The 24,719-nt window shown below is 41.9% G+C and carries 22 protein-coding genes; 3 read left to right on the top strand and 19 right to left on the bottom strand.

From position 1 onward, the window contains the following. Positions 1–7 precede the first annotated feature (7 nt). The 7 genes from IGI49_RS11995 to IGI49_RS12025 form a co-directional block, all read right to left on the bottom strand. Entirely contained in the window at positions 8–2,398 is a 2,391-nt protein-coding gene (locus IGI49_RS11995; RefSeq protein WP_429964659.1) for an ATP-binding cassette domain-containing protein, read from the bottom strand. Beyond that, complete coding sequence (locus tag IGI49_RS12000) at positions 2,385–3,077, bottom strand: TetR/AcrR family transcriptional regulator (RefSeq protein WP_429964660.1); 693 nt, start codon at positions 3,075–3,077, stop codon at positions 2,385–2,387. Before IGI49_RS12000 ends, IGI49_RS11995 begins: the two co-directional genes overlap by 14 nt. Positions 3,078–3,400: 323 nt before the next feature. Next, complete coding sequence (gene sdaAA, locus IGI49_RS12005) at positions 3,401–4,270, bottom strand: L-serine ammonia-lyase, iron-sulfur-dependent, subunit alpha (protein WP_429964661.1); 870 nt, start codon at positions 4,268–4,270, stop codon at positions 3,401–3,403. 12 nt (positions 4,271–4,282) lie between these two features. Next, positions 4,283–4,948, bottom strand: coding sequence for an L-serine ammonia-lyase, iron-sulfur-dependent subunit beta (sdaAB, locus tag IGI49_RS12010; protein ID WP_429964662.1), 666 nt, complete (start codon positions 4,946–4,948; stop codon positions 4,283–4,285). Between the two features lie 18 nt (positions 4,949–4,966). Further along, entirely contained in the window at positions 4,967–6,400 is a 1,434-nt protein-coding gene (locus tag IGI49_RS12015) for an amidohydrolase (protein WP_429964663.1), read from the bottom strand. Continuing rightward, entirely contained in the window at positions 6,400–7,617 is a 1,218-nt protein-coding gene (locus tag IGI49_RS12020) for an MFS transporter (RefSeq protein WP_429964664.1), read from the bottom strand. The genes IGI49_RS12015 and IGI49_RS12020 overlap by 1 nt, the downstream gene beginning before the upstream one ends. Positions 7,618–7,774: 157 nt before the next feature. Then, positions 7,775–10,090 carry a helix-turn-helix domain-containing protein gene (locus tag IGI49_RS12025; RefSeq protein WP_429964665.1) on the bottom strand — a complete coding sequence of 772 codons (2,316 nt, stop codon included), beginning with the start codon at positions 10,088–10,090 and terminating at the stop codon, positions 7,775–7,777. 193 nt (positions 10,091–10,283) lie between these two features. Here IGI49_RS12025 and IGI49_RS12030 point away from each other — a divergent pair, with 193 nt between their 5' ends. Then, a complete protein-coding gene (locus tag IGI49_RS12030) occupies positions 10,284–10,676 on the top strand; it encodes a helix-turn-helix domain-containing protein (protein ID WP_429964666.1) in 393 nt (130 codons plus the stop codon). A 42-nt stretch (positions 10,677–10,718) separates the two neighbouring features. After that, a complete protein-coding gene (locus IGI49_RS12035) occupies positions 10,719–11,210 on the top strand; it encodes an AraC family transcriptional regulator (RefSeq protein WP_429964667.1) in 492 nt (163 codons plus the stop codon). Positions 11,211–11,334: 124 nt separating this feature from the next. Here IGI49_RS12035 and IGI49_RS12040 read toward each other — a convergent pair whose 3' ends face one another. The 12 genes from IGI49_RS12040 to IGI49_RS12095 form a co-directional block, all read right to left on the bottom strand. Beyond that, positions 11,335–12,327 carry a choloylglycine hydrolase family protein gene (locus IGI49_RS12040; RefSeq protein WP_207700837.1) on the bottom strand — a complete coding sequence of 331 codons (993 nt, stop codon included), beginning with the start codon at positions 12,325–12,327 and terminating at the stop codon, positions 11,335–11,337. 223 nt (positions 12,328–12,550) lie between these two features. Continuing rightward, on the bottom strand, positions 12,551–13,486 hold the full coding sequence (gene arcC, locus IGI49_RS12045) for a carbamate kinase (protein ID WP_429964668.1): 936 nt from the start codon (positions 13,484–13,486) through the stop codon (positions 12,551–12,553). Between the two features lie 17 nt (positions 13,487–13,503). Then, on the bottom strand, positions 13,504–14,607 hold the full coding sequence (gene aguA, locus IGI49_RS12050; protein ID WP_429964669.1) for an agmatine deiminase: 1,104 nt from the start codon (positions 14,605–14,607) through the stop codon (positions 13,504–13,506). Continuing rightward, positions 14,588–15,994, bottom strand: coding sequence for an APC family permease (locus tag IGI49_RS12055; RefSeq protein ID WP_429964670.1), 1,407 nt, complete (start codon positions 15,992–15,994; stop codon positions 14,588–14,590). The genes aguA and IGI49_RS12055 overlap by 20 nt, the downstream gene beginning before the upstream one ends. Positions 15,995–16,016: 22 nt before the next feature. Continuing rightward, positions 16,017–17,036, bottom strand: a complete 1,020-nt coding sequence (gene argF, locus IGI49_RS12060) for an ornithine carbamoyltransferase (RefSeq protein WP_429964671.1) — start codon at positions 17,034–17,036, stop codon at positions 16,017–16,019. A 264-nt stretch (positions 17,037–17,300) separates the two neighbouring features. Beyond that, complete coding sequence (locus tag IGI49_RS12065) at positions 17,301–17,807, bottom strand: Lrp/AsnC family transcriptional regulator (RefSeq protein ID WP_207700842.1); 507 nt, start codon at positions 17,805–17,807, stop codon at positions 17,301–17,303. 223 nt (positions 17,808–18,030) lie between these two features. Continuing rightward, positions 18,031–19,578: a bifunctional metallophosphatase/5'-nucleotidase gene (locus tag IGI49_RS12070; protein WP_429964672.1), complete on the bottom strand. Its 1,548-nt coding sequence runs from the start codon at positions 19,576–19,578 to the stop codon at positions 18,031–18,033. Between the two features lie 74 nt (positions 19,579–19,652). After that, the gene (locus tag IGI49_RS12075) at positions 19,653–20,456 is read right to left on the bottom strand and encodes a metallophosphoesterase family protein (protein ID WP_429964673.1); all 804 of its coding nucleotides are present in this window, start codon (positions 20,454–20,456) and stop codon (positions 19,653–19,655) included. Between the two features lie 3 nt (positions 20,457–20,459). Continuing rightward, positions 20,460–21,242 carry a phosphonate ABC transporter, permease protein PhnE gene (gene phnE, locus IGI49_RS12080; protein WP_429964674.1) on the bottom strand — a complete coding sequence of 261 codons (783 nt, stop codon included), beginning with the start codon at positions 21,240–21,242 and terminating at the stop codon, positions 20,460–20,462. Continuing rightward, positions 21,239–22,018: a phosphonate ABC transporter, permease protein PhnE gene (phnE, locus tag IGI49_RS12085; RefSeq protein ID WP_429964675.1), complete on the bottom strand. Its 780-nt coding sequence runs from the start codon at positions 22,016–22,018 to the stop codon at positions 21,239–21,241. Before phnE (IGI49_RS12085) ends, phnE (IGI49_RS12080) begins: the two co-directional genes overlap by 4 nt. Continuing rightward, positions 21,990–22,781: a phosphonate ABC transporter ATP-binding protein gene (gene phnC / locus IGI49_RS12090; RefSeq protein WP_429964676.1), complete on the bottom strand. Its 792-nt coding sequence runs from the start codon at positions 22,779–22,781 to the stop codon at positions 21,990–21,992. The genes phnE (IGI49_RS12085) and phnC overlap by 29 nt, the downstream gene beginning before the upstream one ends. A 56-nt stretch (positions 22,782–22,837) precedes the next feature. After that, positions 22,838–23,767, bottom strand: coding sequence for a phosphate/phosphite/phosphonate ABC transporter substrate-binding protein (locus IGI49_RS12095; RefSeq protein ID WP_207700848.1), 930 nt, complete (start codon positions 23,765–23,767; stop codon positions 22,838–22,840). A 196-nt stretch (positions 23,768–23,963) separates the two neighbouring features. Here IGI49_RS12095 and IGI49_RS12100 point away from each other — a divergent pair, with 196 nt between their 5' ends. Then, positions 23,964–24,641 carry a cyclic nucleotide-binding domain-containing protein gene (locus IGI49_RS12100; protein ID WP_429964677.1) on the top strand — a complete coding sequence of 226 codons (678 nt, stop codon included), beginning with the start codon at positions 23,964–23,966 and terminating at the stop codon, positions 24,639–24,641. The last annotated feature ends 78 nt before the right edge of the window (positions 24,642–24,719 follow it).

Consider the following 24,719-nt stretch of genomic DNA (forward strand, 5'->3'; position numbering starts at 1 on the left):
TCCCCTCCTATTCTGCTTCCAAGCCTAATTCGGCATTACTCAACTGTGAAGAAGCGATTTCTTGGTATACAGGTGATGTTTCCATCAGTTCATCGTGGGTTCCTTGCGCCACGATACGCCCTTCATTTAGTACGATAATATTATCCGCGTGAAGGATGGTTGAAATTTTTTGTGCAACGATGATTTGTGTAATGCCTTTGACGTTTTCAGCTAGAGCACGACGCAAAGCAATGTCGGTCTTGTTGTCTAGGGCTGAAAGTGAATCATCGAAGATTAAAATTTTAGGATCTTTTGCTAATGCCCGTGCAATAGACAAACGTTGCTTTTGTCCCCCGGAGACATTGGTTCCTCCTTGAGAGATATGGCGTTCATAGCCAGCTTCATTGTCATTAATAAATTCTTCTGCTTGAGCAATTTGAGCGGCTTTTTTCATTTGTTCATCGGATATACCTTCGATGTTCCCAAACTTAATGTTGGATTCAATATCTCCAGAGAATAGAACCCCTTTTTGCGGAACAAAGCCGATCAGGTCATGCAGCTTATGCAAGCTCATTTGACGAATATCAACACCATCAATAGTGATTCTGCCGCTGCTTACATCAAATAGTCTTGGAATCAAGTTAACCACTGTCGATTTCCCTGAACCAGTGGAACCGATTATGGCCGTGGTTTCTCCCGGTTTAGCAGTAAAATTGATATGATGCAGCACGTCTTCATTAGCATCTGGATAACGGAAGATTACTCCTTCAAATTTCACTTGACCTTTGAAATCATGGTCGTCTTGTGGTTGTTCCGGATTAATGATTGTTGGCTCTGTTGCTAAGACTTCATCCACACGCCCTGCAGAAACGTTGGCACGAGGTAAGATAATTGAAACCATTGAAAGCATCATAAAGGCCATAACAATTTGCATCGTGTAGGTAATGAAAGCCATCATATCCCCAACTTGTAATTGACCAGAATCAATATTGTGACCACCGACCCAGACAATCAATACAGAAATCCCGTTCATCAACAGCATCATAATTGGCATCATGATTGACATGCTGCGGTTCACAAACATTTGAGTTTTCATCAGGTTTGTATTGGCAACGTCGAACCGGTTTTCTTCGTATTTTTCACGAGAAAAGGCCCGAATAACTGGTAAGCCAGTAATGATTTCTCGAGAAACCAAGTTCACTCGGTCGACTAATTTTTGCAAACTCTTGAATTTTGGCATAGTAAAGCCTAATAGAGTTAACACTAAAATCAAAACTAATCCGACAGCTAATGCGATAATCCAACCCATGCCTGTTCCGGTTTTATAGACTTCGTAAACACCGCCGATTCCTAAAATCGGAGCATACAGAACCAGCCGAATCGTCATTACCAGACCCATTTGAATTTGTTGAATATCGTTTGTACTACGTGTAATCAAGGATGCTGGAGAAAATTTCTCCATTTCCGTGTTTGAGAATTGCAGGATTCTGTCAAATTGACCCACCCGCAAGCTCTTACCGACTGAAGAAGAAACCAGCGAAGCGATTAAACCAACCAAAATGGCTGCGACTGCTGAAATCAATGTCAGAATCAGCATTTCTGTTCCTCGTTTGATCATATAATCCATTTGAATTTGTTTGGTGTCCTTGTCGAGTGCTTTGTATTCAGCTAAGGTTACTTGAACCCCAACCGTCTTCAAAGAATCTTGCCCGACATCGCCTAAGCCCTCTTTCGTTTCCTTCCGAGCAGCTTCGACTTTTGCAGGTAATTCCTTTTGTGTTTGGGTGATAGAATCACCAATAGATTTGGCTTGCTCGCCTTTTTCTTGCGCTTGTTCGCCTTTTTGAGTTGCTTCAGCACCCTTTGCCTGTGCGGTTGCCAGATCACCAGAGGCTGCTGCCGTTTGTGCTGCTGCTCCCGCTTCTTGGGCTTCTTGCGCTAACTCTTGGGCTTCTTTTCCCAATTCTTGGGCTTGCTTGCCCTCTGTCCCTAATTGTTTGTATTCGTCTAAAATTTCTTTAGCTTCCTGTCCATCCTTTGACTCTTTTGATTGGGATGTAGCCAGCATAAACATTGGCAATTCAAAAATTTTAGCTAGCTTTTCTTTTGTCATGCCATCTTTTAGATGAAGCTCATAGACAGGAATGTCTTTTCCTTTAACTGTTTCTGTCGTCTTTTTGTAATTTTCTTTAATTGTTTCTTTTTCAGCATCGGTCATGAAGAGCTCGATCGCTGAAAGGGTTGATTCTCGGATGGTATCTGGAGTAGCTGTCTCTAATCCACCTTGTTGAATCCCTACATCCACGATGTCTGATGTAATACCTGGTAATGTCAAATCACTGTGCGCTTGGACAACTAACAGAATCAGCGCCGCGAGGATGGCATACCAGTATTTGCGTAAATAATTAAATAGTTTCACGTTTATTACCTTCCTTATCTATTCGTTCTTTGGTGGCGCCGCTTTTTAACCAGCTTAACTTCAAATTAAATTCCGCCATGACCTCGTCAATGGAGTGGTCATCGTTTTCTTTCATTTGTTTATAACCCTCGGCAATCGTCGAAAAAACCATGTGCATCAGCATCTTAACCAAAAGCTTCAATTCTTTCTGATTGGTTACCTTCAAAAGAGTTATATCTACTCGCTCGTAAAACTCCTGAAACTGTTCTTTATACTGCTGTTCTGGAGAACATGCAGCATGGGGGTTTTTACCAAAATGAGGGGCAACTTTATTAAACGAACGATAATCCATACTCATGAACATGTTTTTATAAAAAGCTGCATGTGTTCCCTGTAAAACCTCTTTAACCATTTTGGAAAAATAAAGCTCATATCCGTCAAATAAATTTCCTTCGGCCTGTTCAACTGCCAAATTCAATTCTTGCTGAAAATTTCGGCGCATACTTTGAAAATAATAGAAATATAAGTCCTCTTTGTCTTCAAAGTATTGATAGAAGCTGCCTCTGGGAATCCCTGCGTCTTTGATAATCTGAGCAATCGAAGCGTCTCCTAATGGTACTCTGGAGAATTCCTTTTTCGCCGAATCCATGATGCGCTGCTGCTTTTTTTCCGACAGATGATAAAAGGTTTCTTTAGGCACGATCTTTCCCTCCTCCCTTTAAAAAAATTCTTTTAAATGACAAATGACACCTTGTCATGTGACAACTTGTCATTATACGCTCTTTCCTTTCGGATGCAAGTGTTTTGTCTGATAATTTTTGAAAAACTTTAGCTATCTGTCGAGGTTTTTTTTGGTAATTCAGACGAGAGCTGATACTTCAACAATGATAAGGCTTGCAATTATTTTGTTTGATTAATCGCATCATAAAAAAACTGAAGAATGATAAAATAATTCATTTAAAAGAATCTAAAAAAGCACCAAAGTCTATTGTCCGAAACAATAAACTTCGATGCTTTCATTTTTTAATCCTTGACCATCAGTTCTTTGGCCAGTCTTTGACCGGTTGGTGTCATTGCTAACCCACCTTCTGCGGTTTCTTTGAAGATACTAGGCATTTGGCGCCCCACACGATACATCGCCTCAACGACTTCATCGGGAGGAATAACGCTTTCGATCCCAGCTAAGGCCATATCGGCTGAAATAAAGGCCTGTGAGGAGCCTAAAGCATTTCGCTTCACACAAGGAACTTCAACGAGGCCCGCGACTGGATCACAGATCAAGCCCATCATATTTTTCAGAGTAATTGCGACAGCTTGGGCCGCTTGGTGGGCTGTACCGCCATTGGCTTGAACCAAGGCTGCTGCAGCCATCGCGCTGGCTGAACCAACTTCTGCCTGACAACCGCCTTCTGCGCCAGAAATTGAGGCATTATTGGCAATGACTAAACCAAATGCACCAGCAGTGAAGAGGAATTCGAGTTGTTGGCTGTGACTCAAGTTTAAACGCTTGCGACAGGCCATCAAAACACCGGGAACTACTCCAGCACTGCCAGCAGTTGGCGTGGCACAGATTAAACCCATCTTTGCATTCACTTCGTTGACAGCAACCGCATTTCTAACCGCAGTCAAGATCGTTTCACCACTTAGAAAATTTCCTGAATCAAGGTAGCTGTTCAATTTAGTCGCATCGCCGCCAGTTAGTCCGGTCACTGACTTAACCCCGGCTACACCTTCGTCAATGGACTGTTCCATGACTATCAGGTTTTTCTCCATCAAACGAATAATTTCTTCCCGTGTACGGCCGCTTAATTGGATTTCGGTAGCAATCATCAGCTCACTGATATTCTCATAGTCCTGACTTTGTTCCACCAGCTCTTCAATACTGTAAAACATCGAAAGCCTCCTTTATTCGAAATAAGAAACACTGAATACTGAATCGATCGCTTTTATTTTATTTTGGACTGCTTCGTTGCGTTCATCGATTTCGATAACTGTGATAGCCTTCTCCCCGACTGCTTCGCGGGAAACGGACATCGTACCGATATTGACCTCGGCATCAAAAAAGAGCTGACTGATATGAGCAATCATCCCTGGTACATCTTGATGCACAATAACAAAGGTCGGCATTCCTAAGGATAAAGACAGCTTAAAGCCGTTCACTTCAGAAATTTGGATATTTCCGCCGCCGATGGAAATACCGGTAACAGTTAAGACGTGAGTCCCTCGAGTGAGCTTTAGCTGCACCATATTAGGGTGTTCGGCTTTTTCCTGCTTCGGTACAAATAGAATTTCCATGCCTTCTTCATGAGCAATTTTTAAGGAATCACTGAGGCGCGGATCTTCGGGCTCCATTCCCAATAAACCACCCACTAGTGCGATATCAGTGCCATGCCCGCGATAGGTTTTGGCGAAGGACTCGTACAAATAAATATCGACCGTATCTGGTCGTTCGCCAAAAATTTTACGTACAACCTTCCCAATACGAGCAGCCCCAGCAGTATGCGAACTGCTGGGACCGATCATGATGGGGCCTATGATATCAAAAATACTTGAATACTTTAATTGTTCCATTGAATAGCCCCTTTTTGTTTATCTTGGTAAAACCTCAGCTGGAATGGCCGATTTGTAAACTTCACCAGCCAATGTTTTTTGATGTTCTTCTTTAGCCTGTTGAACTAATTCCGGTTTGGTCAGCAAGTCATAGGCTGTTGCGGCAATCGTTTTCCCTGCAGCTAATAAGCCCTCATGAGCCACTGAAGATGTGCCATTTGCTACCCATTGCCAGCTGTGAGCAGGTGTTCCTTGCGGTTCGCAGCCGACAAAGATTTGAGCAGTTGGACAGACCCAGCTGACATCCCCCACATCCGTTGATCCGGCGGTCGCGCTAGAAAAAACGAGGGGCTGAATTTGTTCAGCAATTGGTAATGAACCCAAGCGTTGGATTTCCGCCTCATCTGCTTCAGGTGTAAATTGTTTTGCGCGAATGACTAAGGACTGTCTTGCTGCATCGGTTAAGCTGTCGTAATAGCGCTGTGCATAATCCTGGTCTTCTTGGCCTATGTTCATTTTTCCTTCAGTTAAAAGATTTTCGTACATCGCTGTGGTTACTGCATGATTTGGTAAATAGTTGTAGCAGGCAGAATCAAAATCAATCGTTACTTCTGTTTCGGTCATCATCGCTGCGCCTCGCGCAATTTTGTTTACCCGTTGATAAATTTCTTCCACCTGTTCAATCTTAGGTGCCCGAATGAAGTAATACAAGCTTGCCGTTGGCTGCACGACATTCGCTGATTCACCGCCAGCATCTGTAAAGGCATAATGTACACGACCATCATCAATGATATGTTCTCTTAGGAATTGTACACCGACATTCATCAATTCTGCTGCATCTAACGCACTACGGCCCTGTTCTGGTGCAGCTGCTGCGTGAGCTGAAATTCCTTTGAAATGGTAATACACTTGATAAACTGCCAGACTGCTAATGGACCATGCCCCGCTAATATCCCAAGGATGCCAAGATAGAGCCACATCTAATTCATCGAATAAACCTGCTCTAGCCATATAAGCCTTCCCATAGCCGCTTTCTTCTGCTGGACAACCAAACAATTTGATAGTTCCCTCCAGCTGATTGGCCGCAATATAGTCTTTGATGCCGACTGCTCCTGCTAGCGCACCTGTTCCTAATAAGTTATGGCCGCAGCCATGACCATTGCCGCCGGGTACTTCTGCTTTTTGTTCACCCAAATCAGCAACTTGGCTTAAGTTACTAAGTGCATCATATTCAGCCAAAATACCAATAATCGGTTTGCCAGAGCCATATGTTGCCACAAAGGAATGATCCATATCGGCTAAGCCTTTTTCAACTTCGAAGCCTTCTTCTTCCAAAATTTCATAGAAGGGCTGGACTGATTTTTCAGTGGCAAAACGCGTCTCTGGCGTGCTCCAAATACGGTCAGCTGCTGCAATAAATTTGTCACGTTTTGCTTCAATCATTTGGGAAATTTGTTCTTTGGGATTTGTCATTATTCTTGACTCCTATCTTTTAATGTTAATACCGTTAATCCGCACAATATACTTGCCAATGCCATAAAACCGAATGGAATAGTGAACGAACCGCCGCCTAGATTAATCAATTGACCTAGAATCATTGGTGCCAAAAAGCCGCCCAATGTTCCGCCAGTATTAATGATGCCAATGGCCGAGCCGATAATTGAACCATCCATGATTTTATGCGGCAGAGTAAAGATAGCGGTAAAGGCCGAAACTGAGATCATGCTTAACAGAATCAAAGCCACCATCGCTACTATTAAATTACTAGATAAAACAAACACTACGACAAAGATCGCTGAGATAATGGTTGCCCCAAGAATGAAGATTTTTTCTTTGCCTAAGAATAATTTCGACAGCAGGACTCCAGCAAACATAGTAGCGATCGTTTGGAAAATTGCATTAACCGCCAGTAAATAACCCACTTGCGTGATTTCTAAGCTAAATTTTTGGGCTAAGACCGTTGGCAGCCAGGAAATATTTCCGTAAAGCAGGAAGTTCAATAAAAGCATCGCAACAAACAACGTCAACACATTACGATTAGCAATGACTTCTTTAAATGGAATTTTAGCGGCCTGTTCCTTCTTAGATAGCTGAAGATCTTTTGGTACAAAAATGCCGACTAAGATAAACGCTGCTGCAAATAGACTGCCCAGAACGATATAGCCTAAGCGCCAGCTTTGACTAATTAAATTCGCACCTAGAGTAAAGGCTAATATCCCGCCGATCCCTGAAGTTGATAAAATCATGGATTGAATAAATGTCCGTCGTTCCTGCGGAAAATTATTGGCAACGGCTTTAGAAACACTTGGCGGATAGCCGCCATGACCGACACCAGCAAAAAAGCGAATCATCATAAACAGCATCAAGCCGCTGACCATGCCAAAAGCAAAAGAAAAGAAAGAAATAATCGCTAACGACAGCATCAGCACTTTTTTGGCACCTATCTTATCCGCTAGCCAGCCGCCAGGAATTTGCATTAAGGAATAACCTAAGAAGAAGAACGACATAATCAATCCTGTTTGACCAGAATCTAAATTAAACTGTTGTGAAATGGGAATAATTGCTGTGGAAACCATCGACTTATCCATATAAACCATGGAATAACCTGCCATTAATGCAAACACAATGCCTACACTGCTTTTTTTGGAGACGGCGGATACTTCAGTTGTTTCTTGAACCTTTCTGTCCATCTACTACACCTCTTTATTTTTTTAGGGCCCCGTTTGGTATATCTAAAGTATAAAGAAAGCGGATTCACAAAGAGTTGCACATTTTGTCTCATAAATAAGATTTATTTGCTGGAATTTGACAAAAATATTCTCGAAGACAAAAAATGCCGTTACACTTTTAATTGTGCAACGGCTTTATTTGAATAAGGCGACAGGCGTTGAAGCTGAGAAGCTCTTTGAACGTCAACTGTTCCTCCACCTCGATACAAGAAATTTCCAATTGAGGCAGGATTGCTTGTTTTAAATAATCGGTTGCTTCCTGATCCACTAATTCCAGCCCACTGGTTTTTAAAACTTCATTATAAATCCCACCATGATCCTTATCTAACGTATAGGTATTGATTTGATAAGGACCTGACTCCAGGTGCAGCAGCTCTAGCTTGATCAGCTGCGATTGATACATCATGTACGTCTCATCGATACTCATCGCCGGGTTAAAATACGTAGGGTTCAGCAACAATAAATAGCGTGTCTGTCCTTGCTGCGTCAGGTAAATGGATTCCTCCTGATACAAAACCGATCCTTTGATTCGATCAAACATTTGAAGAACGAAAAAGACTGGCCGTTTCAATTGATGGCCCACATATAAGGTTAAGCGATTTTGCCCAGTAAGAGGTTGTTCCGGACTATTTGACTGAATACTATTGTTTAGCCAAAAACCGATCCCCTCAATTTCTGCCGCTAAATAAAGAATATCTTTAAACATGATAGCAGATCGGAAGAAGGTTCCTCTCAGCGTAGTCCCTTTACCAATTAAGGTGTTCCATTCACTGAGGAAAACTTTTCCACCGCAATGGTATTTTTCCAGCAAAGCCTTTAACGTTGTCAAATTGTATTCCTGGTAATCCTTCAATAAATTTTTGGGAAGCTCATCCCATAAATAGTCATCACTAGGGTCACTGCGGTAATCAACAAACGCAATCGTTAGGTGCTGTTCATTCAGATCAGCTAAAAATTCTTCTAACTGATCAACAACTGGTGAACGATACAAAGCCCCTACATTTAAACCAATCGTCGGCTGATCAAAAATACGTTGCATCTGCTGGTAAAAGAATAAGAAATTTTCCTTTAAATTGACTGGCAGCGGATCAAGATCGAATTCCAGATGCCACGTATTCGAACTGTCGCCGAACTCATCCACCAATCGCTGAAGTACCTTCAAACGAGGTTCCAGCCAACTCGAAAATTCAGTCTGATTGTCTTTAGGTATCTTAAAATGGATGATTGGAGTCAAATGATTTTCCATCGCAAAGCTGATTAAACGGCTCATTTGCGCATGGTTCGGTAAAATTTCAAAGGTATCGATGATCAGCTGATTTTCAATCAGTACATCGTTAAAACGCAGGTAGTCAAAACTGATTCCCTGACAGGTTTCTAACAGCGCCTGTTGAGCATCCCCTCGCAACCAATTGCTGCAATGGCCGATATTTAAAATTTTCGGCAGGGTGTTCCGCGGTTTTAATGGTTTAGTTAAGGGAATCTGTCGTTCCAGCTGCTTCGGCTCTAGAAACTCCTCTGGATCCTTTTGTACCATAAAATTGGATAATACCAGCATGGCTGCTTCAATCTCCAACAGCTCAAAATTATCTGCCTTTACTTTCTTTCCATCGCCAACTTCGAGCATCTCAGAAGCTTGCTGATGGCGATAGTCATTGGGAGTGATTCCGTAATAATTTTTGAAAGCTAAATGAAAGGCTTTGCTATTGGTGAAGCCATTTTCCAATGCAATCTTTAAAATCGACTGCTCCGAAATTCGCAAAGCAGTTGCCGATTTTTTTAACCGATAGGTCGTCAGATATTCCTTAAACGAAACACCCACCTCTTCTTTGAACTTGCGAGATAAGTAATGGTAAGACAAGAAAGTCTCCTCGGCGATTTGCTGCAAGGTCAGCGGCTTCATGTAATTTAAATGAATAGTGGTTAAGACCTGTTGAATTTTTTCATCATAAGCTGCCGGAATCTGGAAATCGGACCTCTGGAAATGGCTTTTAAGAAAGCTCAGCATACTGAAGAATTTTTCGTAAACAGCAAACTGATTCTGCTCCTTTAAATCATAAAAGGTGGCGAGACAGGCCAGCAGTTTTTCCCTAAGCTGGCTGAATTCTTTTTCCTGGTAGGCAAACTGTTTCTCGGCCATTGAATTGCAATCAAAAACCGGAGTCCACTGGATATTTAACTGATTTTCTATTTCTTCTCGATAAATTTCGATTAAAAAAAGGGCCGAATCTACGCTGGTTGCCGTAACCTGTGCTGCCTGAAAAGCATTTAAAACCAGCACGTCTTCTGCTGACATCTCATAAACAGACTCTTCGGTTAGAATTTGCCAGCTACCGCGAATGCCAAATAAAATACGCAGATTACTGTCGCTGTTGGAAGTCCAGTGCTGACCAATGATGCCGTGAATGGCAAAGGGAAAATTTCCAGTAGGTGTCATAACGTTCACTCCTCTCAAATCAGGTAGGTTAATAGATTAAACTTTATAGTATATTTCGTTTAAGTCAATCCCCTTGGCTAAATGGCAACAGCGAAAAAGGGTCCTTTCCAAATTTAATCAAGTTAATGAATTTGCTATAATCATCTAGAGTGGGTAACCCACCTGCCGAATGAATAGATAAGGAACTAATGAAATGACGAAGCAAACGAACGAAGCAATTTCTAAACAGACCTACATTCGACTCATCAATAAAACCGAGGATTACATTGAACAGCACTTAAAGGAACCTTTATCCTTAAAGGATTTAGCAAGCAATGCTCATTTGTCTGAATTTCATTTTCATCGGATTTTTAAACTGTATTCCACGGAAACTGTTAACGAATTTGTTACCCGTTTCAAAATAGAGCGGGCTGCAATTTTTTTATGTGTCAGCCCGAAGACTTCCATAACAACTGTTGCGCTGGACTATGGGTACAATGATTCCAGTTCCTTCAGCCGAACGTTTAAAAGACATTTTGGCGTAAGCCCCTTAAATTATCGAAAACAGCAAGAATCGTCAAGAACTGCTCACTGGTTCGTGGAATAATAGTCTTTGTAAGACAGAGTAAATACAAGGAGGGCAATGATTATGCTTGAACCAATCACTATTACTACCGAAGAATTAACCGACCAAAGAATTATCTATGTTCGTTTTAGAGGAAGCTATGCTGAATTTAGAAAGCAGAGTAGAAAGCTATTCAAAGAACTATTTGACTTTGCAACTGCTCAGAACCTAATTATTCCTGACAAAACAAAGGTTTTAACCATTTATGACGACAATCCTTTTATTACAGATGGTAAAAACCTGCGCACAAGTGTCGCAATGACGATTTCAGTTGATGCTGAAGTAACCGAAAGTGGATCAATTTGCGAATCCAGTATTTCTGGTAAATTTGGTGTGGGACACTTTGAGCTGTCGGCTGCTCAGTACGGCGAGGCATGGCAATATATGTATCAAGAATGGCTGTTTAAAGACAAGGCTAAACCACGAGATGCCGTACCCTTTGAAATGTACATTACCGAGCCGCCTAAAAATATGAGGGACAAAAGTCTTACGGACATTTATATTCCAATTTTGTAAAAGTTTTAGAACATAGATTCTTTTGGCAAATTCAAACGAGTAACAACAACCAACAAGCGACCTGCTCTTTTTACGAGTAAGTCGCTTGTTTGTTAGTCTATATTGATTTTCGTTCTTATTTAACTCAAGTATTCTTTGTATTTAAGTCGGTCGTCTTGAAGGTCGCAGCATAAGCAAATTCTGTCGGTTCCTTCTTAGCTAGCAACGTTTCATCTAAAGTAAGCTTGAATACTTCTGGAGATTCATAAGGATTAAAATAGTAGGTTAACTCAGTCACATCAAGCGCCGCTCGATATTGCGTGTAATCACTGGAACCATCGTCCTTAATATCTACACCTTTGGGAATCGTCACGTTGTTAAGTATTTTGAAAATTGCGTTTACTCCTTCTTCGACTGTTTCGCCCGTATCGGTCAACGCTCGCAAAAAGGTTGCTCGAGCAAAACGTTCAGGTGATGTATAGCCTCCTGGCAAGCCAAAAGTCCCTGATCCTTGCCCAAAAGGTTGAATCACATACTCGTCAATTTTTTTGGCTGGAAAATTAGTGGGTTGAATATTCAAGTAATTATTCAAATTTTTCAAATGCCAGCTAAGATCAGGACTGTTGGTCATGACTCCCACTGGATTACTTTTAACCACCATTTCCCCACTATCGGATTCGAGAACCACTGTCTCTCCCGTTTTATCTGTAACAATGAAATGCAGCGGCGGGATAAAGCCCAGCATCGGGATGGCTTCTTCCACTAAATTAATTTCTGTAATTCTTTCTCTTAGTTCAGAGATACTTCCTATCTGACCTAATAACCACATAATAAATTCATGGGGAGCTAAATTTACTTTTTCTTTCTGAGTCGTTGTATTGTACTTCGCTTCATTTGGAAAATACAGCTCTGCCACAGCGAAGCCTTTTTCGTTAACACCCTCTGCTAAAAAGTATTCTTCCAAATTTCTGCCTGTACCAGCGAAGCCATACTTTGTTTTTTGTATTCCCTGCTGAGATTTCCATTCATAATTTCGAGGAATTACAACCGGTCTGCCGTCAAGCTGGAACCCAAAATCCATTGTTCTAGCTAAAAAATGATGTTCTGCATGACTGGTTAAAGTGAGACTTGTGCACATTCTACCACTCCTTATGATGACAAAATTAAGAAAGCAATGCGTTTCTTTGACTATAGAGTACTCTTTTGCCCGCAAAAAGAAAACAAAAAAAGAAGGAACAGAAGATCGTTCCCTCTTTCAAATCATTCTATAAATTCGGAAACTGCTTGCTTGTCAGTATCCGAATGACCCATAAACAAATAGCCTGCTTTACCAAAATTCCATTCTTGATATAAGTCCGGCATCAGTGATAAATCAATGTACCGGATTCTCCTTTTACTGCCAATGGCGCTTTTTCTAGTGAAGCAATGATGGCTTTTCGTCCTGGCGCAGTTTCGACAAATTCGATGGCTGCTTGAATTTTGGGCAGCATGCTGCCTGCTGCAAAATGGCCTGCTTCACAATATTTTTTAGCTTGTGCAACCGACATTTCACCAATATTTTCTTGCTCTGGTTTTCCAAAATTAATAGCTACCTGATCAACTGCGGTAAGAATGATCAAGCAATCAGCAGCTACCAGCTCTGCTAACTTAGCTGACGCAAAATCTTTATCGATTACGGCTGGAATTCCAACCAGCTGATTCTGTTCTTCGATAACTGGAATCCCGCCTCCACCGCAAGCAATGACTATATACTCATTGTTAAGCAAATTTAGAATGGAATCCTTTTCAACAATATCAATGGGCTTAGGAGAGGCGACGACTCTGCGCCACCCTCGTCCAGAGTCTTCAACCAATCGTTGCTGCGGATCTTTGCTCATTATTTTCTCGGCGGTTGCTTGATCGTAAAAACGTCCAATTGGCTTTGTTGGATGTTCAAAAGCAGGATCGTCTTTATAAACTTCGATCTGAGTTACAACCGTTGCTACATTCCAGGGCATCCCTTGGCGCTGCAATTCCATTTTTAGTCCTTGTTGTAAATGATAACCGATGTAGCCTTGACTCATCGCTGTACATTCTGGCAAATCGATGGTTGGAATACTGTCATCTTGCCTACTGGCTAGATCAAAAGCCGAATGGATCATTCCCACCTGAGGACCATTTCCATGGCTGACGATGATCTCATTTTCTGAACCAATCAAGCCAATTAATGCAGCCGCTGCTTTTTTAATTCGCTGTTCCTGCTCCTTAGGGGTGTTTCCTAACGCATTGCCTCCTAAAGCGACAACAATTCTAGACATTGCTTCTCCCTCCAGCTTTAGACTTTAGGCTGTTGCTGGGTCATACAATGGATGTTTCCGCCACCCATAATCAGTTCCCGCGACATCACCCCAACTACTTCTCGACCCGGAAAAACTTCTTCTAACTTTCGTTTGGCCTCTGCATCCTGTTCTTCGTCATTAAAGGTCGGATAAATAATTCCCCCGTTCACAATTAAGAAATTAATGTACGAGGCAGCAATTCGATCCCCTTCTACATAAGAAGTGGTTGTATCTGTGAAATTGTAGCTTTCCGCTTCTTCCTTCGTATAAAAGATTGGATTTGGCTGCGTAATTTTATGAATCTCGAAATTTCTTCCCTTTGCATCTGTCTGTTTGGACAAAAATTCATATACTTCTCGCGAAATGGCATATTGTTCATCTGCTTCATCATCTGTCCAGCTCATCAAGATTACACCAGGCTTTGCAAAACAAGCAATATTGTCTACATGGCCATAAACAGAATCATAAGCAATCCCTTTAGGAATCCAAATTACCTTTTCGGCTCCTAAATAGTCCTTTAAGGCTTCCGTGTATTCTTCTTTTCCCATTTCTGGATTGCTGTTGTGCTCCAGCAAACACTCCTCAGTGGTTAAAATGGTTCCTTCGCCATCACTGTGAATCGAACCGCCTTCTAGAATAAATGGCGCTTTGTATCTATCCTTGTTTTCGATCTCCAACATTTTTTTCGCTACTTTGTCATCTTTGTCCCATGGAAAGTAAAAGCCTTCTTCTAACCCGCCCCATGCATTGAAATCCCAGTCTACACCTCGTAAGGCTCCTTTGTCGTTCACCACAAAGGTAGTTCCGCAATCTCTAAGCCAACAGTCATCATAGGACATTTCTATCAGACGTATGTTTTCATCTTCAGGCAAAGCTGTTCGCGCATAGTCATAATATGCCTCGGTGCAAATAACGGTAACCTGTTCGAATTTTGCGATTGCTTTGATGACCTCCAGCATAGTTTGCTGCGCAGGTCGCGCATTGGCACGCCAGACATCCGGCCGCAGGGGCCAGCCAGTCCAAATTCCTGCTTGCGGCTCGAATTCACCGGGCATTCGGAATCCATCTTTTTTGGGTGTACTACTGATTGTTTTCGCCATTGTATCTTACCTCCTTAAGCATGTCGGTTTGTTTAGTATTCTTTTTAATTTGTCTGTTTACAATATACTCGCCAATCAATACCGTGACAATCAAGCCAATAATAATCGGCAAAGAATAAGCTGTATCAAAGGGTTGTCCAGGTACCCAAACAAACAGGACCATTCCAATAATCAAAACAACTTCGCAAATCACGGCAAGAACCGGACCGGCTGGGGCCGTGAAAGGACGGTCAGCATGGGCATCAATCTTTTTAAGCTTCATATAAGCCGGAAACATGATTGCATAGGGAACAAAAAACAGAATAGAGCTGAACGCCAGAAGTGTAAAGAACAAATCTGCTGCGCTGCTTGCCATAAAGCCATAGATAACAATCACTACCGTTGAGACAATTCCTGTGACAATCAATGCTCCTGTTGGTGCCCCCGTTTTCGGACTATCTTTCCCCATGAAAGCCGGAAGCTCACCTTCCTGTGCAGCCTCCGATGCTCCTCTAGCTCCTCCTTGCGACCAAGTAATAATCTGGACGCTTACACTAAATAGAAGAACTAGTGAACTTAACATGACAATCCAATCTGCCTGAAAAGCAACCCGCAGCACCTGATTCAAACCAGTGACTAGATCCAATTCCCCAACTGGGACTACCTGCAGAATAGACCATGAAGCAAACATATTAAACACAATGGTAAGAATAACCACAAGCATAACAGCTTTAGGCAAATCCTTCCTTGGGTTCTGCATTTCATGCGCATTGGCCGCCAATATCTCCATTCCACAGCAGCAATACAAAATGACCGGCAGATAAACTAGTCCATCGCCGACTGTCGGCATCATCGTTTGTGCAGTAACAACATTTTGACTTGAATTTCCATTAACTAAATAGAAAATCCCAGCAAGAATAACTAATGAGAAAATCAGTATTTTACTAACACCACCCAGATTTACAATCCACTTGCTTTCCGACATCCGTCGTGTTGCCAGCCAGATCACCACCCAAGTGATCACAATACTAATCAACACCTCTACAAAATAGCCGGCATTTGGAAAAAATGTATTGCATAATGCACCGCTAACCCAAATGAAAGCGGAAGGCATCCAAAGAGCACAATTAATCCAATAAAACCAGGAGGTCCGGGCAGCCCATTTCGAGCCGAATGCCTTTTTAATCCAGCCGTAAATTCCTCCCTTGTCTGGATAGGTTCCAGTTAATTCGGCGGTTACCAAGCCATTGGGGATAAAAAATAGAATACCGATAATAAGCCACCAAGCTATTACAGAAGGACCCAGCGATGTATTTGAGACGATAACATCCGCGAAAAGTATTGCGCAAATAATCCCTAAGTACACGTCTACTTTTCCTAACGCTTTTGTACTATTTTCCTGTTCCATTTTTTTAATCCTTTCCGGATCGTTACATGTTTTCGGCGATCCATGTTTCTATTCGTGCAGTTTCTTGCGCCTTCACTTCCGCGGAAGCCTTTTTCTTCAGAGGCTCCAACAAATAAACCAGCAAGCCCATTTCGCCGTACAATCTATTTTCTGCCTGATCCCAAAGTAGTGAGCGTTCATGATCCATGATCGCATCAGTCATTTCATAGCCTCGTTGTGCAGGTAGATAATGCATAAACATTGCGTGATCTGGGGCCTGTGCAGCCAGCTCCTCGTTTATTTGATATTTTGGCAGAAAATCTTTTGTCCGTTTTTCTCGATCCGAATCAAAGCCTTCGTACCACATAACAGAAGAATAGATGTAGTCAGCATTCTTTACTGCTTCAACTGGATCATGCATAATGCTGAAGGTGCCTCCGCCTTCTTCAATTGCTTTTTGCACAGGTGCATAAAAGCTTTCTTCTGCTTCATAACCTTCTGGAACCGCGTAGATAAAATTCGCACCCAATCGCGGCAAAATATGAGAGAGCGCTGTACCCACATTTTCATAAATAGTTGCATCGCCAATAAATGTCAAAGTAATATCAGAAATTTCTTTGCCCTCTGGCAGGTGTTCGCTCATTGTCACCAGATCGCAAAGACATTGGACAGGGTGTAAATACGTTCCCATTCCGTTAATAATCGGAACATCTGCATGCTCAGCCAGCTCAGCAATGTCCTCATCCTCGCAGGTTCTGATTTCTACCGCATCCAGCAATCGCGACATAACCAAAGCTGTATCCTTAACTGTTTCAGATTTGCCCAGATGAATTTCTCCTGGTCGCAGGTACAGTCCATGACCACCAAGCTTTGTCATCGCAACCTCGAAGGATATCCGTGTGCGTGTCGATGATTCAGCAAAAATCATTCCTAAACTCATGTCTTCAAGAATCTTAGGACAAGCACCCAGCTTGTCTGCACGTTTAAGCTTGCGAGAGAGATCAATCATTTTGTAAACTTCCTCATTCGAAAAATCCATTAAATCCAAAAAGTGTCTTACCATTTCTTTTTACCCCTTCCCCATTCATTCCTAATTTTTTAGGTATTTGATCAAAATACCTAATGTCCGAATCGGACATGATATAGATACATATATGTACTTTTGTTAATATATTACGTATTATACATACGTTTGCAAACGCTGTCAATAAGAGTTAGACGTGAGTTGTCAGAAAAATATATAAAATATCCCCATTTCATTATTTAAATAAAAAGGGTAAATAAAAAAAGCTGACGGTATACGCCAGCTCTATTTCCACTCATTAAACTATTTTTGATCCAATTTATTGGTTTGTTTAAAATCTTCTTCATTCGGCATCCAGGAATCAATATTGGATAGAATTTTAGGTACCATAACGTAATGAGACAGCTTCACCCCTTCCAGGTTTGCGACAAATTCATTCAAGAATGAATTCATTTCCTCGCTGCTTTTGAATCGTGATTGAATGATTAGATTGTCGTCTCCCCACCCTTTTGCTACATAAGCAACGGAAGAGTTCGCTTTAAACTGCGTAAGGGTCTGTTCATACTTTTCCTCTTCGACATGCATATACATGTCCACTATGTTTGTATAGCCAAAGTCATTAGGATCTAGTATTGCTGTGATTCGCATAGCCCCTGTTTCAAGCAGACGATCGACCCTTCTTCGTGCTGTTCGTTCATTGATTCCCAGCTTATTCGCAATTTTCGATGAAGACATTCGTGCGTCATCCTTAAGTAGTTTGATGATGTGATAGTCTATGTCATCAAAATACTTCATATGTTCTTTATTCATATCAATTACTCCTACAATTTTTCTTTCCCTAAGGATACAATAAAACCGTTTACATTTCAATATTTTGTATTTGTTGTACTGAATACTGACAACAAACTACAAAAAAAAGAACTTCGTATCTATTTTCGAGCACTCTCTATTCTCCTAATGTAGTTCTGCCATAAAAAAGAGGAAGCATTCGTTCGCTCCCCCTTTGCTGTACATATAACTTGTTTTTCGTTTTTTACAAAACTACCTGAAAGTTCTGGTTGGTCTCAGCCTTAATCACTGGATGCTGCTTCAAATAATCGGCGATAAGTTCTGTCATATCTACTTGAATCTCTCGTACGATCTTCTCAGCATCAAACATGGCATAATTGCCACCACCGATGGCCCGATACTGATTCGTGACTACTTCCAGCTCTTGTTCAGGCGTGATTGGCTGGCCTTGGAATGTCAGATGAGTAATTCGCTGACCAGCCGGTTGTTTCATGTCAATCGTATAGTTAATCCCTTCATACATATCATAGTTATAGTATTGTGGCTTTGGTTTGATAAAAGCTGGATTGAAGACGACTTTTCCATTTTCAACAGCTAAGTAATTGGCAGTTTGCTCCAATGCTGCGCGCAGATCTGCTCCGCTGACCTTAATTACAGCCAAGGTATTAGGATAGATATAGTTCGTAATGACATCTCGCATGGTAATTGTTTGGCCGAAGCCTTTTCCTTCATTGTTGAACAGGGCGGTCCCAGAAATTTGTGCACCACTGGCGGACAGCTGTACCCGATTGATAAATTCGATATAGGGATGCTCCACTAAACGCGCGCCCATTGGATCATTAATTTGCATATTTCCTTCAACTCGTCCTAAGGTTTGATCCAGCCAGTTTTCTAATTCCGCCTCGACTGGCTCTACAGCAGCAAGAATTTGCGGATCTGCTGTGACCTCTTCAAGCGAATGCAAAGCAGTATAACTATTCGTAACGATTACCTTTCCAGCTTTTTTTTCAACAGTTAATTGGATTTCGCCAATCTGACTTCCTCGGTATCCTGGCTGTACTACCGGCACACCCTTAACCGTTGCAGCGATGGTTCGATGCTGATGCCCCGTGAAAAGAGCATCAATACCTGATACTTCCTGCACTAATCGGTACCCTTCGTTTTCTCCAGTCAACGCTTCTGTTGGTTCACCAGTCGACAAATCTCTTTCAAAACCACCGTGATAACTGACTACCACCAGATCTGCTTGCTGCTTTAGCATTGGCACATATTTTTTAGCTGTTTCAACAATGCTTTCGAAGGTAATTCCTTCGAGGGTGGCAGGCTTCTCCCAATGCGGAATGTATTGGGTGACCAATCCTAAAACAGCAATCTTTATTCCGGATTTTTCAATAATAGTATAAGCTTTGCCAAAGTAGGGCTCTCCCGCTTCATTCAAAATATTGGCTGCTAATACCGGTGCTTTGTAGCTGGTAATAGCCGACTGCAAATAGTCTCGACCATAATTGAACTCATGATTACCGATAACTTGAACATCGTAATCCATTAAGTTGATGACTTTGGTCAAAGCACTTACTGAGTGCTCTCCTTGGGCAATGTAATAGCTTAACGGTGAGCCTTGAATAAAGTCGCCGTTCTCAATCGTAATAACGGGTCCCTCAGCTTGTGACCGCAATTCCTTCAATCTCATTGCTGCCTTGGCTGCACCAAAGGCTAGATCACGCTCACCAGCATAATTGGTGGGATAGACATAGCCGTGCATATCACTGGTCTCAAGAAAGGTTATCTTCAATCGTATCGCTCCTATTCATTTTTCATGCTGAAGAGACCGAAGGACAAACGATTCGGTCTCTTGACGTTCATTTCTTATTGACGCATATCGAGAATTTTTAAGACATGGCCGGACAAAAAATTCTCTGAAGTTTGCCGAGTCACTCTGCCCTGCTCCAACTGATAGAGATTGTAGCCATGCCGCTCTTCAAAACGTACAAGCCCTTCCCCTACATCTTCTCCAACAAAGGACATGCTGGCTACAGTAAAATAAGGAATCCCATTAATTTCATCGATAAAAAAATGATGCGTATGTCCGTTTAAAATGCATCGAATATCGTAGGGCTCAATCACGGATAAAAACCGTTCCGCTCCCGGCCATTTAGGCATATTACTTTGCTGCGGCAATAAATGGTGATGCGTCACTAAAATAATCGGCTGATCCTTCCATTCGTCTAAGGTCTTTTCCAGCCATTGAAACTGTTGCTCATCAACAATCCCATCCGCATAACCATAGCTGGAATTATCAAAGGAAATCACCGTGAACTCTGGATACGCCACTACTTCATTGTAGGGCTTGGAAGTTGCGGCTTCCTCAAACCAGCCAACCCAAAAGTTCTCCTTAATATCATGGTTGCCTAAAGTTACAATCATCTTGGTCTCGCCTAGAGCCCCCTGCAGCCATTCCTTCAAATAGCGATAGTCTTCAATCTCGCCATCCTCAGTCAAATCTCCGCTAATGATTACTAAATCAAGGGTTGTGTGCTTTTTCAGGTGCTTCAAACACTCGCCCAGCGGAATAAGCGGACTTTGCATAGTTGCCAGCATCCCCTTATAGCCTTCTTCACTGGTTTCGTATTCTCTGCGAAAATGTATATCTGATATATGCAATATGTTCATAGCTTATCTCAATTTCTTTCTTATAATTCCGGTTATTTGGTCTAAAATAAACACGGTGACAACTACACCGATCAAAATAATACTAACCTTGCTCCAAGACCGGGTTTGAATTGCGAAAATCAACGGGGCCCCAATCCCCCCAGCCCCAACTAAACCAAGAGTCGCTGCACTTCTGACCGCAATTTCAAAATGGTTTAAAGCTAAAGAGCTGTAGATCGGCATTAAATAAGGGACCCGCACAAAGAAAATCGTCTGCCAGAAGTTTGCTCCGACAGCTTCCACCTCTTCGGTTAAACGTTCATCCATCGCTTCCATTTCTTCGGTGAACAGCTTGCCCAGCATCCCAATTTGATGGACGCCGATTGCCATTACACCAGCAAAAGGACCCGGTCCAACCACTTTAACAAAGATAATTGCAAAGACTAATTCAGGAAAAGCCCGCAGTACATTGCAAACAAATTTCCCGATTTTAGTTACTAAAGGATGGGCCTTCCATAAATTCACAGCACTTAGCAACGTCAGTGGAATGGCTAAAACGGTCGCAATCATTGTACCCAAACAGGCAATACCAATCGTCAGCAGCAGCAAACTCACTAAATCCTCCCCACTGCCATCGTATAGAAAATGCCAATCCGGTTGAGCAAGTCCTCGCAACACATCCATCCCCATTGAAAGAGAAAAGGTACTTAAGCCAGAATAGTCTAAATTGAATGCTGACAATACAATCAGGAGCAGCAAAACGGCGAAAGAAAGCAGGGTTTTTCTATTCATCTCGCGAATCATCATAGTAACGACCTCCTTACCCGTTCACTCAATTTGTCCACCAAGGTTACTGTCACTAAGATTGTTAGGATAATGATCGACACTCGTTCATAATTCAACAAGGCTAGCGACGAATTCAAGATCACTCCGATACCGCCAGCTCCTACATAACCCAGCACCGTCGATGCCCGCACGTTCACTTCAAAAGCATAAAATGCATAACTGGCAAATTGACTCAAAACCTGTGGTGCAATTGACCAGACTGCGATTTGCAGTTTAGTCGCTCCTACTGCAGCAGCCGATTCAATTGGGCCAAAGTCGATTGTTTCAATCGCTTGAAACATCAGCTGAGAGACCATCCCAAAGGTAAACACAGCAATTGTTAGTACCCCAGTTGCTTCTCCGATCCCAAAAATCGCCACAAAAAGTGCTGCTAATAATAAGTTCGGAATCGTTCGGATTAACCCTAACAAGAAGCGAAAAACCGTTGACAACCACCGATTTTCAGTCGCTACAGTCGTCGCTAGAAAACTAATCGGGATAGCTAGAACTACTCCGATCACTGTTCCTACTAAAGACATCTGCAAAGTCTTAAGCATCGGACTCACCAGCTTTGGTAAATAACTAAAATCAGGATGAATGAACCGAGCTAAAAAAGCAGTCATTTGGCTGGAATTAGTAACTACCACTGAAAAGTCAGCTGAGGTCAGACGGACACTTGCTGAAAAACAAAGGACTAAAAATAGCAGAACCAGCAGATGCTTGTACCAATTAAAGTGAACGGTCTCTTTCAATCTCATCGCTTTCTCCTGCCTTTTCTTCAAAAATTGCTTTGCCGTAAATTTGCGTTAATTGTTCATCCGTCAAAGCTTCTGGTGAGCCATCAAACACTACCTGTCCTGCTTTTAAAGCAATCACCCGGGTGGAAAACTCACGAGCTAATGGCACCGAATGAAGATTGACAATGACCGTTTTCGCCATCGTTTGATTAATTTTTTTCAAATCCTCCATTACCTTTTGAGTGGTGATAGGATCTAGAGAGGCCACCGGTTCATCCGCTAAAATAATCGGCGCCTGTTGAACCAACGCCCTGGCAATCGATACTCTCTGCTGCTGTCCACCGCTAAGTTCATCACTCCGCGTTTGCAGCTTATCCGATAGACCGACCGTTTCCAGCGCTTCCTTTGTTCGCTGATAGTCCTCTTGCGTAAACAACCCTAAGATACTTTTCCAAGTGGAATAATAGCCCAATCTGCCAGATAGAACATTCTTCTGAACCGTACTGCGTTTCACCAGATTAAAGCTCTGAGAGATCAAACCGATCTGACGACGAATCATTCGCAGCTCACGCTTGTTGGCTTTAGTAATGGATGTTCCATTAATCTGAATATTGCCATCCGTAATCGGGACTAACCGATTAATTGACCGCAGTAAGGTACTCTTTCCTGCACCACTTAGCCCGATGATTGAGACAAACTCGCCGTCTTCAATGGTTAAATGAATATCTTGCAGGCCAATCACCCCATTGGGATAAACCTTTGAAACATTTTCAAAAATAATCATGCTCGTTCTCCATTTTTAAACGAGTGTCGACAGGTTCGTCGACACTCGCTGCTGTTTTATTCTGCCGCTTTTTTAGTGTATTCTCGGATGGTGTCGTAGGCTGAATCAGCAGCCTCTTCATAGCCTTGATGACTCCATAAAGACATCGCTTCTTTTCCTTCTTCGTCATCCTTCATACTCAAGAAAACTTTTTTGATTTCATCTTTTAATTCTTTGTCCATATCCGGTTGAACGGCAATTGCATCGTTCGGAATATCGCCTTCAGTCAAATACAATACTTTCAAATCCTTCATTAGATCATTGTCGGAAAAGCTTGAACCAAAAATATTACGGGCTCCTTCAAATACGAACGCCGCGTCCATTTGTCCATTTAAAACAGCGGTGATTTCACTTGGAATATCATTAACAGTTGTCATTTTGGCATCAGTGGTTGGATCAACTCCAGCATCCTTTAATTCTGCCACGGGATAAATGTAGCCGCTGGCTGAATTCGGGCTCAGTGTGGCAATATTTTTTCCTTTTAGATCCGTCAGCTTGTTCATATCGCTGTCTGCTTTAACCAGTACTTCTCCCTTAAAGGTGTTGGTTAGCTTATCTTTTAACGGCAAGCCCGTTTCTTGGTCATAATCACCTAGCTGTGAAGTCAAAATTGCTTCAGCTGCATCCATATCTTTTGCTTGTACATAGGCCGCTGGCGGCATGATGCCCACATCTACTTGACCTGAGGACATGGCTTCAACAATGGTTGAATAATCCGTCGCCAAAGTTACCTCTACATCACGATCCAACTTTTTCGATAAATATTTAGCAAAGGGTTTTGCTTTTGCCTCCATACTGCCATCATTATTGGTTGGTACGAACTGGACAACCAGTTTTTCTTTGCTTGCATCCTCTGAGCTATCACTTGTATTTCCTGAACCACAACCAGATAAAGCTGCTAGTAACATCACACCCATGAAGCCTTTTGCTAACTGTTTGAACTGCATTTTTTCTCCCCCTGTTGGAAATAATTTCTATTACTTCTAAATCATAGCAAGTTCTCAAAAATAAAGAAGTGACATGCGTCCTATTTTACACGATTTTTACATACAATTTACAAAGGAATAAGAATAATCGTTCGTGTTGAGCCCTTATCTATTCTAAGCTATAATGAGGAAAAGAATGCTTTAGGAGTGGTTTTTCATGAAGAAGATTCGCGACGTTCAGCAGCTGACTGCCTACGTAAAGCTGCATGACCTGCAAAATTATATGGATTCAGACATTTTAGCGATGGCTTCTCTGCAGTCCTTTGAAAAGGATGAGCACTTAATTCAAACAGGAACCACCTCGGACTTTTTATACTTTTTAGTGGAAGGCAGTGTGATGGTCTATTCCTATCCTTCCGACACTCAAAATATTTGTATTGATTTTGCCACACCAGCTACACCCTTGGGAGAAGCGTCTTCTTTATGGGGGCTTTTACCGAAAAGCAGTGTTAAAGCAGTCACTAAGTGTATTTGTGTCTCCATTCCTTTGAATAAGTACCGCAGTGCCTTGCAGCAGGATGTTTGTTTTTTACAAAATATTTGCCAACTGCTGAGCTACCGTCTAAATTCAGGCATTAATCTAGCTAATTCGTTAACTGAGCCAGTCGAAACTCGGCTTGCAAAATTTATCTTAGCCCATCATGACAACGGGAAATTTTCAACCCGCCTGACTACCTGCGCGTCCATTCTAAATGTCAGCTATCGCCACCTTTTACGAACAATCACTAATTTTCGTGATGCACAGATTTTAGAAAAACAAAAAAATTATTACCTTATTCGTGATCGCCAAGCGTTAGAGGAATTAGCGGATAATTTAAGTCATTCAGCACAGTAGAATTTTAAAAACTTTGTACATAAAAAGTCAGCCAAAAGAAAACATTTCTTATGGCTGACTTAGTTTACACTATTTTCG

It is taken from the genome of Enterococcus sp. AZ071 (genome assembly GCF_050499065.1).
In the GTDB taxonomy this organism is placed as follows: domain Bacteria; phylum Bacillota; class Bacilli; order Lactobacillales; family Enterococcaceae; genus Enterococcus_A; species Enterococcus_A ferrettii.

Coding starts and splice junctions, on each gene's coding strand:
- argF (WP_429964671.1), bottom strand. CDS start 17,036: ATGGTAAGACACTTTTTGGATTTAATGGATTTTTCGAATGAGGAAGTT.
- IGI49_RS12095 (WP_207700848.1), bottom strand. CDS start 23,767: ATGCAGTTCAAACAGTTAGCAAAAGGCTTCATGGGTGTGATGTTACTA.
- IGI49_RS12075 (WP_429964673.1), bottom strand. CDS start 20,456: ATGAACATATTGCATATATCAGATATACATTTTCGCAGAGAATACGAA.
- IGI49_RS12025 (WP_429964665.1), bottom strand. CDS start 10,090: ATGACACCTACTGGAAATTTTCCCTTTGCCATTCACGGCATCATTGGT.
- IGI49_RS12020 (WP_429964664.1), bottom strand. CDS start 7,617: ATGGACAGAAAGGTTCAAGAAACAACTGAAGTATCCGCCGTCTCCAAA.
- arcC (WP_429964668.1), bottom strand. CDS start 13,486: ATGTCTAGAATTGTTGTCGCTTTAGGAGGCAATGCGTTAGGAAACACC.
- phnC (WP_429964676.1), bottom strand. CDS start 22,781: ATGATTATTTTTGAAAATGTTTCAAAGGTTTATCCCAATGGGGTGATT.
- IGI49_RS12030 (WP_429964666.1), top strand. CDS start 10,284: ATGACGAAGCAAACGAACGAAGCAATTTCTAAACAGACCTACATTCGA.
- IGI49_RS12055 (WP_429964670.1), bottom strand. CDS start 15,994: ATGGAACAGGAAAATAGTACAAAAGCGTTAGGAAAAGTAGACGTGTAC.
- IGI49_RS12065 (WP_207700842.1), bottom strand. CDS start 17,807: ATGAATAAAGAACATATGAAGTATTTTGATGACATAGACTATCACATC.
- phnE (WP_429964675.1), bottom strand. CDS start 22,018: ATGAGATTGAAAGAGACCGTTCACTTTAATTGGTACAAGCATCTGCTG.
- IGI49_RS12015 (WP_429964663.1), bottom strand. CDS start 6,400: ATGACAAATCCCAAAGAACAAATTTCCCAAATGATTGAAGCAAAACGT.
- sdaAA (WP_429964661.1), bottom strand. CDS start 4,270: ATGTTTTACAGTATTGAAGAGCTGGTGGAACAAAGTCAGGACTATGAG.
- aguA (WP_429964669.1), bottom strand. CDS start 14,607: ATGGCGAAAACAATCAGTAGTACACCCAAAAAAGATGGATTCCGAATG.
- IGI49_RS12100 (WP_429964677.1), top strand. CDS start 23,964: ATGAAGAAGATTCGCGACGTTCAGCAGCTGACTGCCTACGTAAAGCTG.
- IGI49_RS12035 (WP_429964667.1), top strand. CDS start 10,719: ATGCTTGAACCAATCACTATTACTACCGAAGAATTAACCGACCAAAGA.
- IGI49_RS12040 (WP_207700837.1), bottom strand. CDS start 12,327: ATGTGCACAAGTCTCACTTTAACCAGTCATGCAGAACATCATTTTTTA.
- phnE (WP_429964674.1), bottom strand. CDS start 21,242: ATGATGATTCGCGAGATGAATAGAAAAACCCTGCTTTCTTTCGCCGTT.
- sdaAB (WP_429964662.1), bottom strand. CDS start 4,948: ATGGAACAATTAAAGTATTCAAGTATTTTTGATATCATAGGCCCCATC.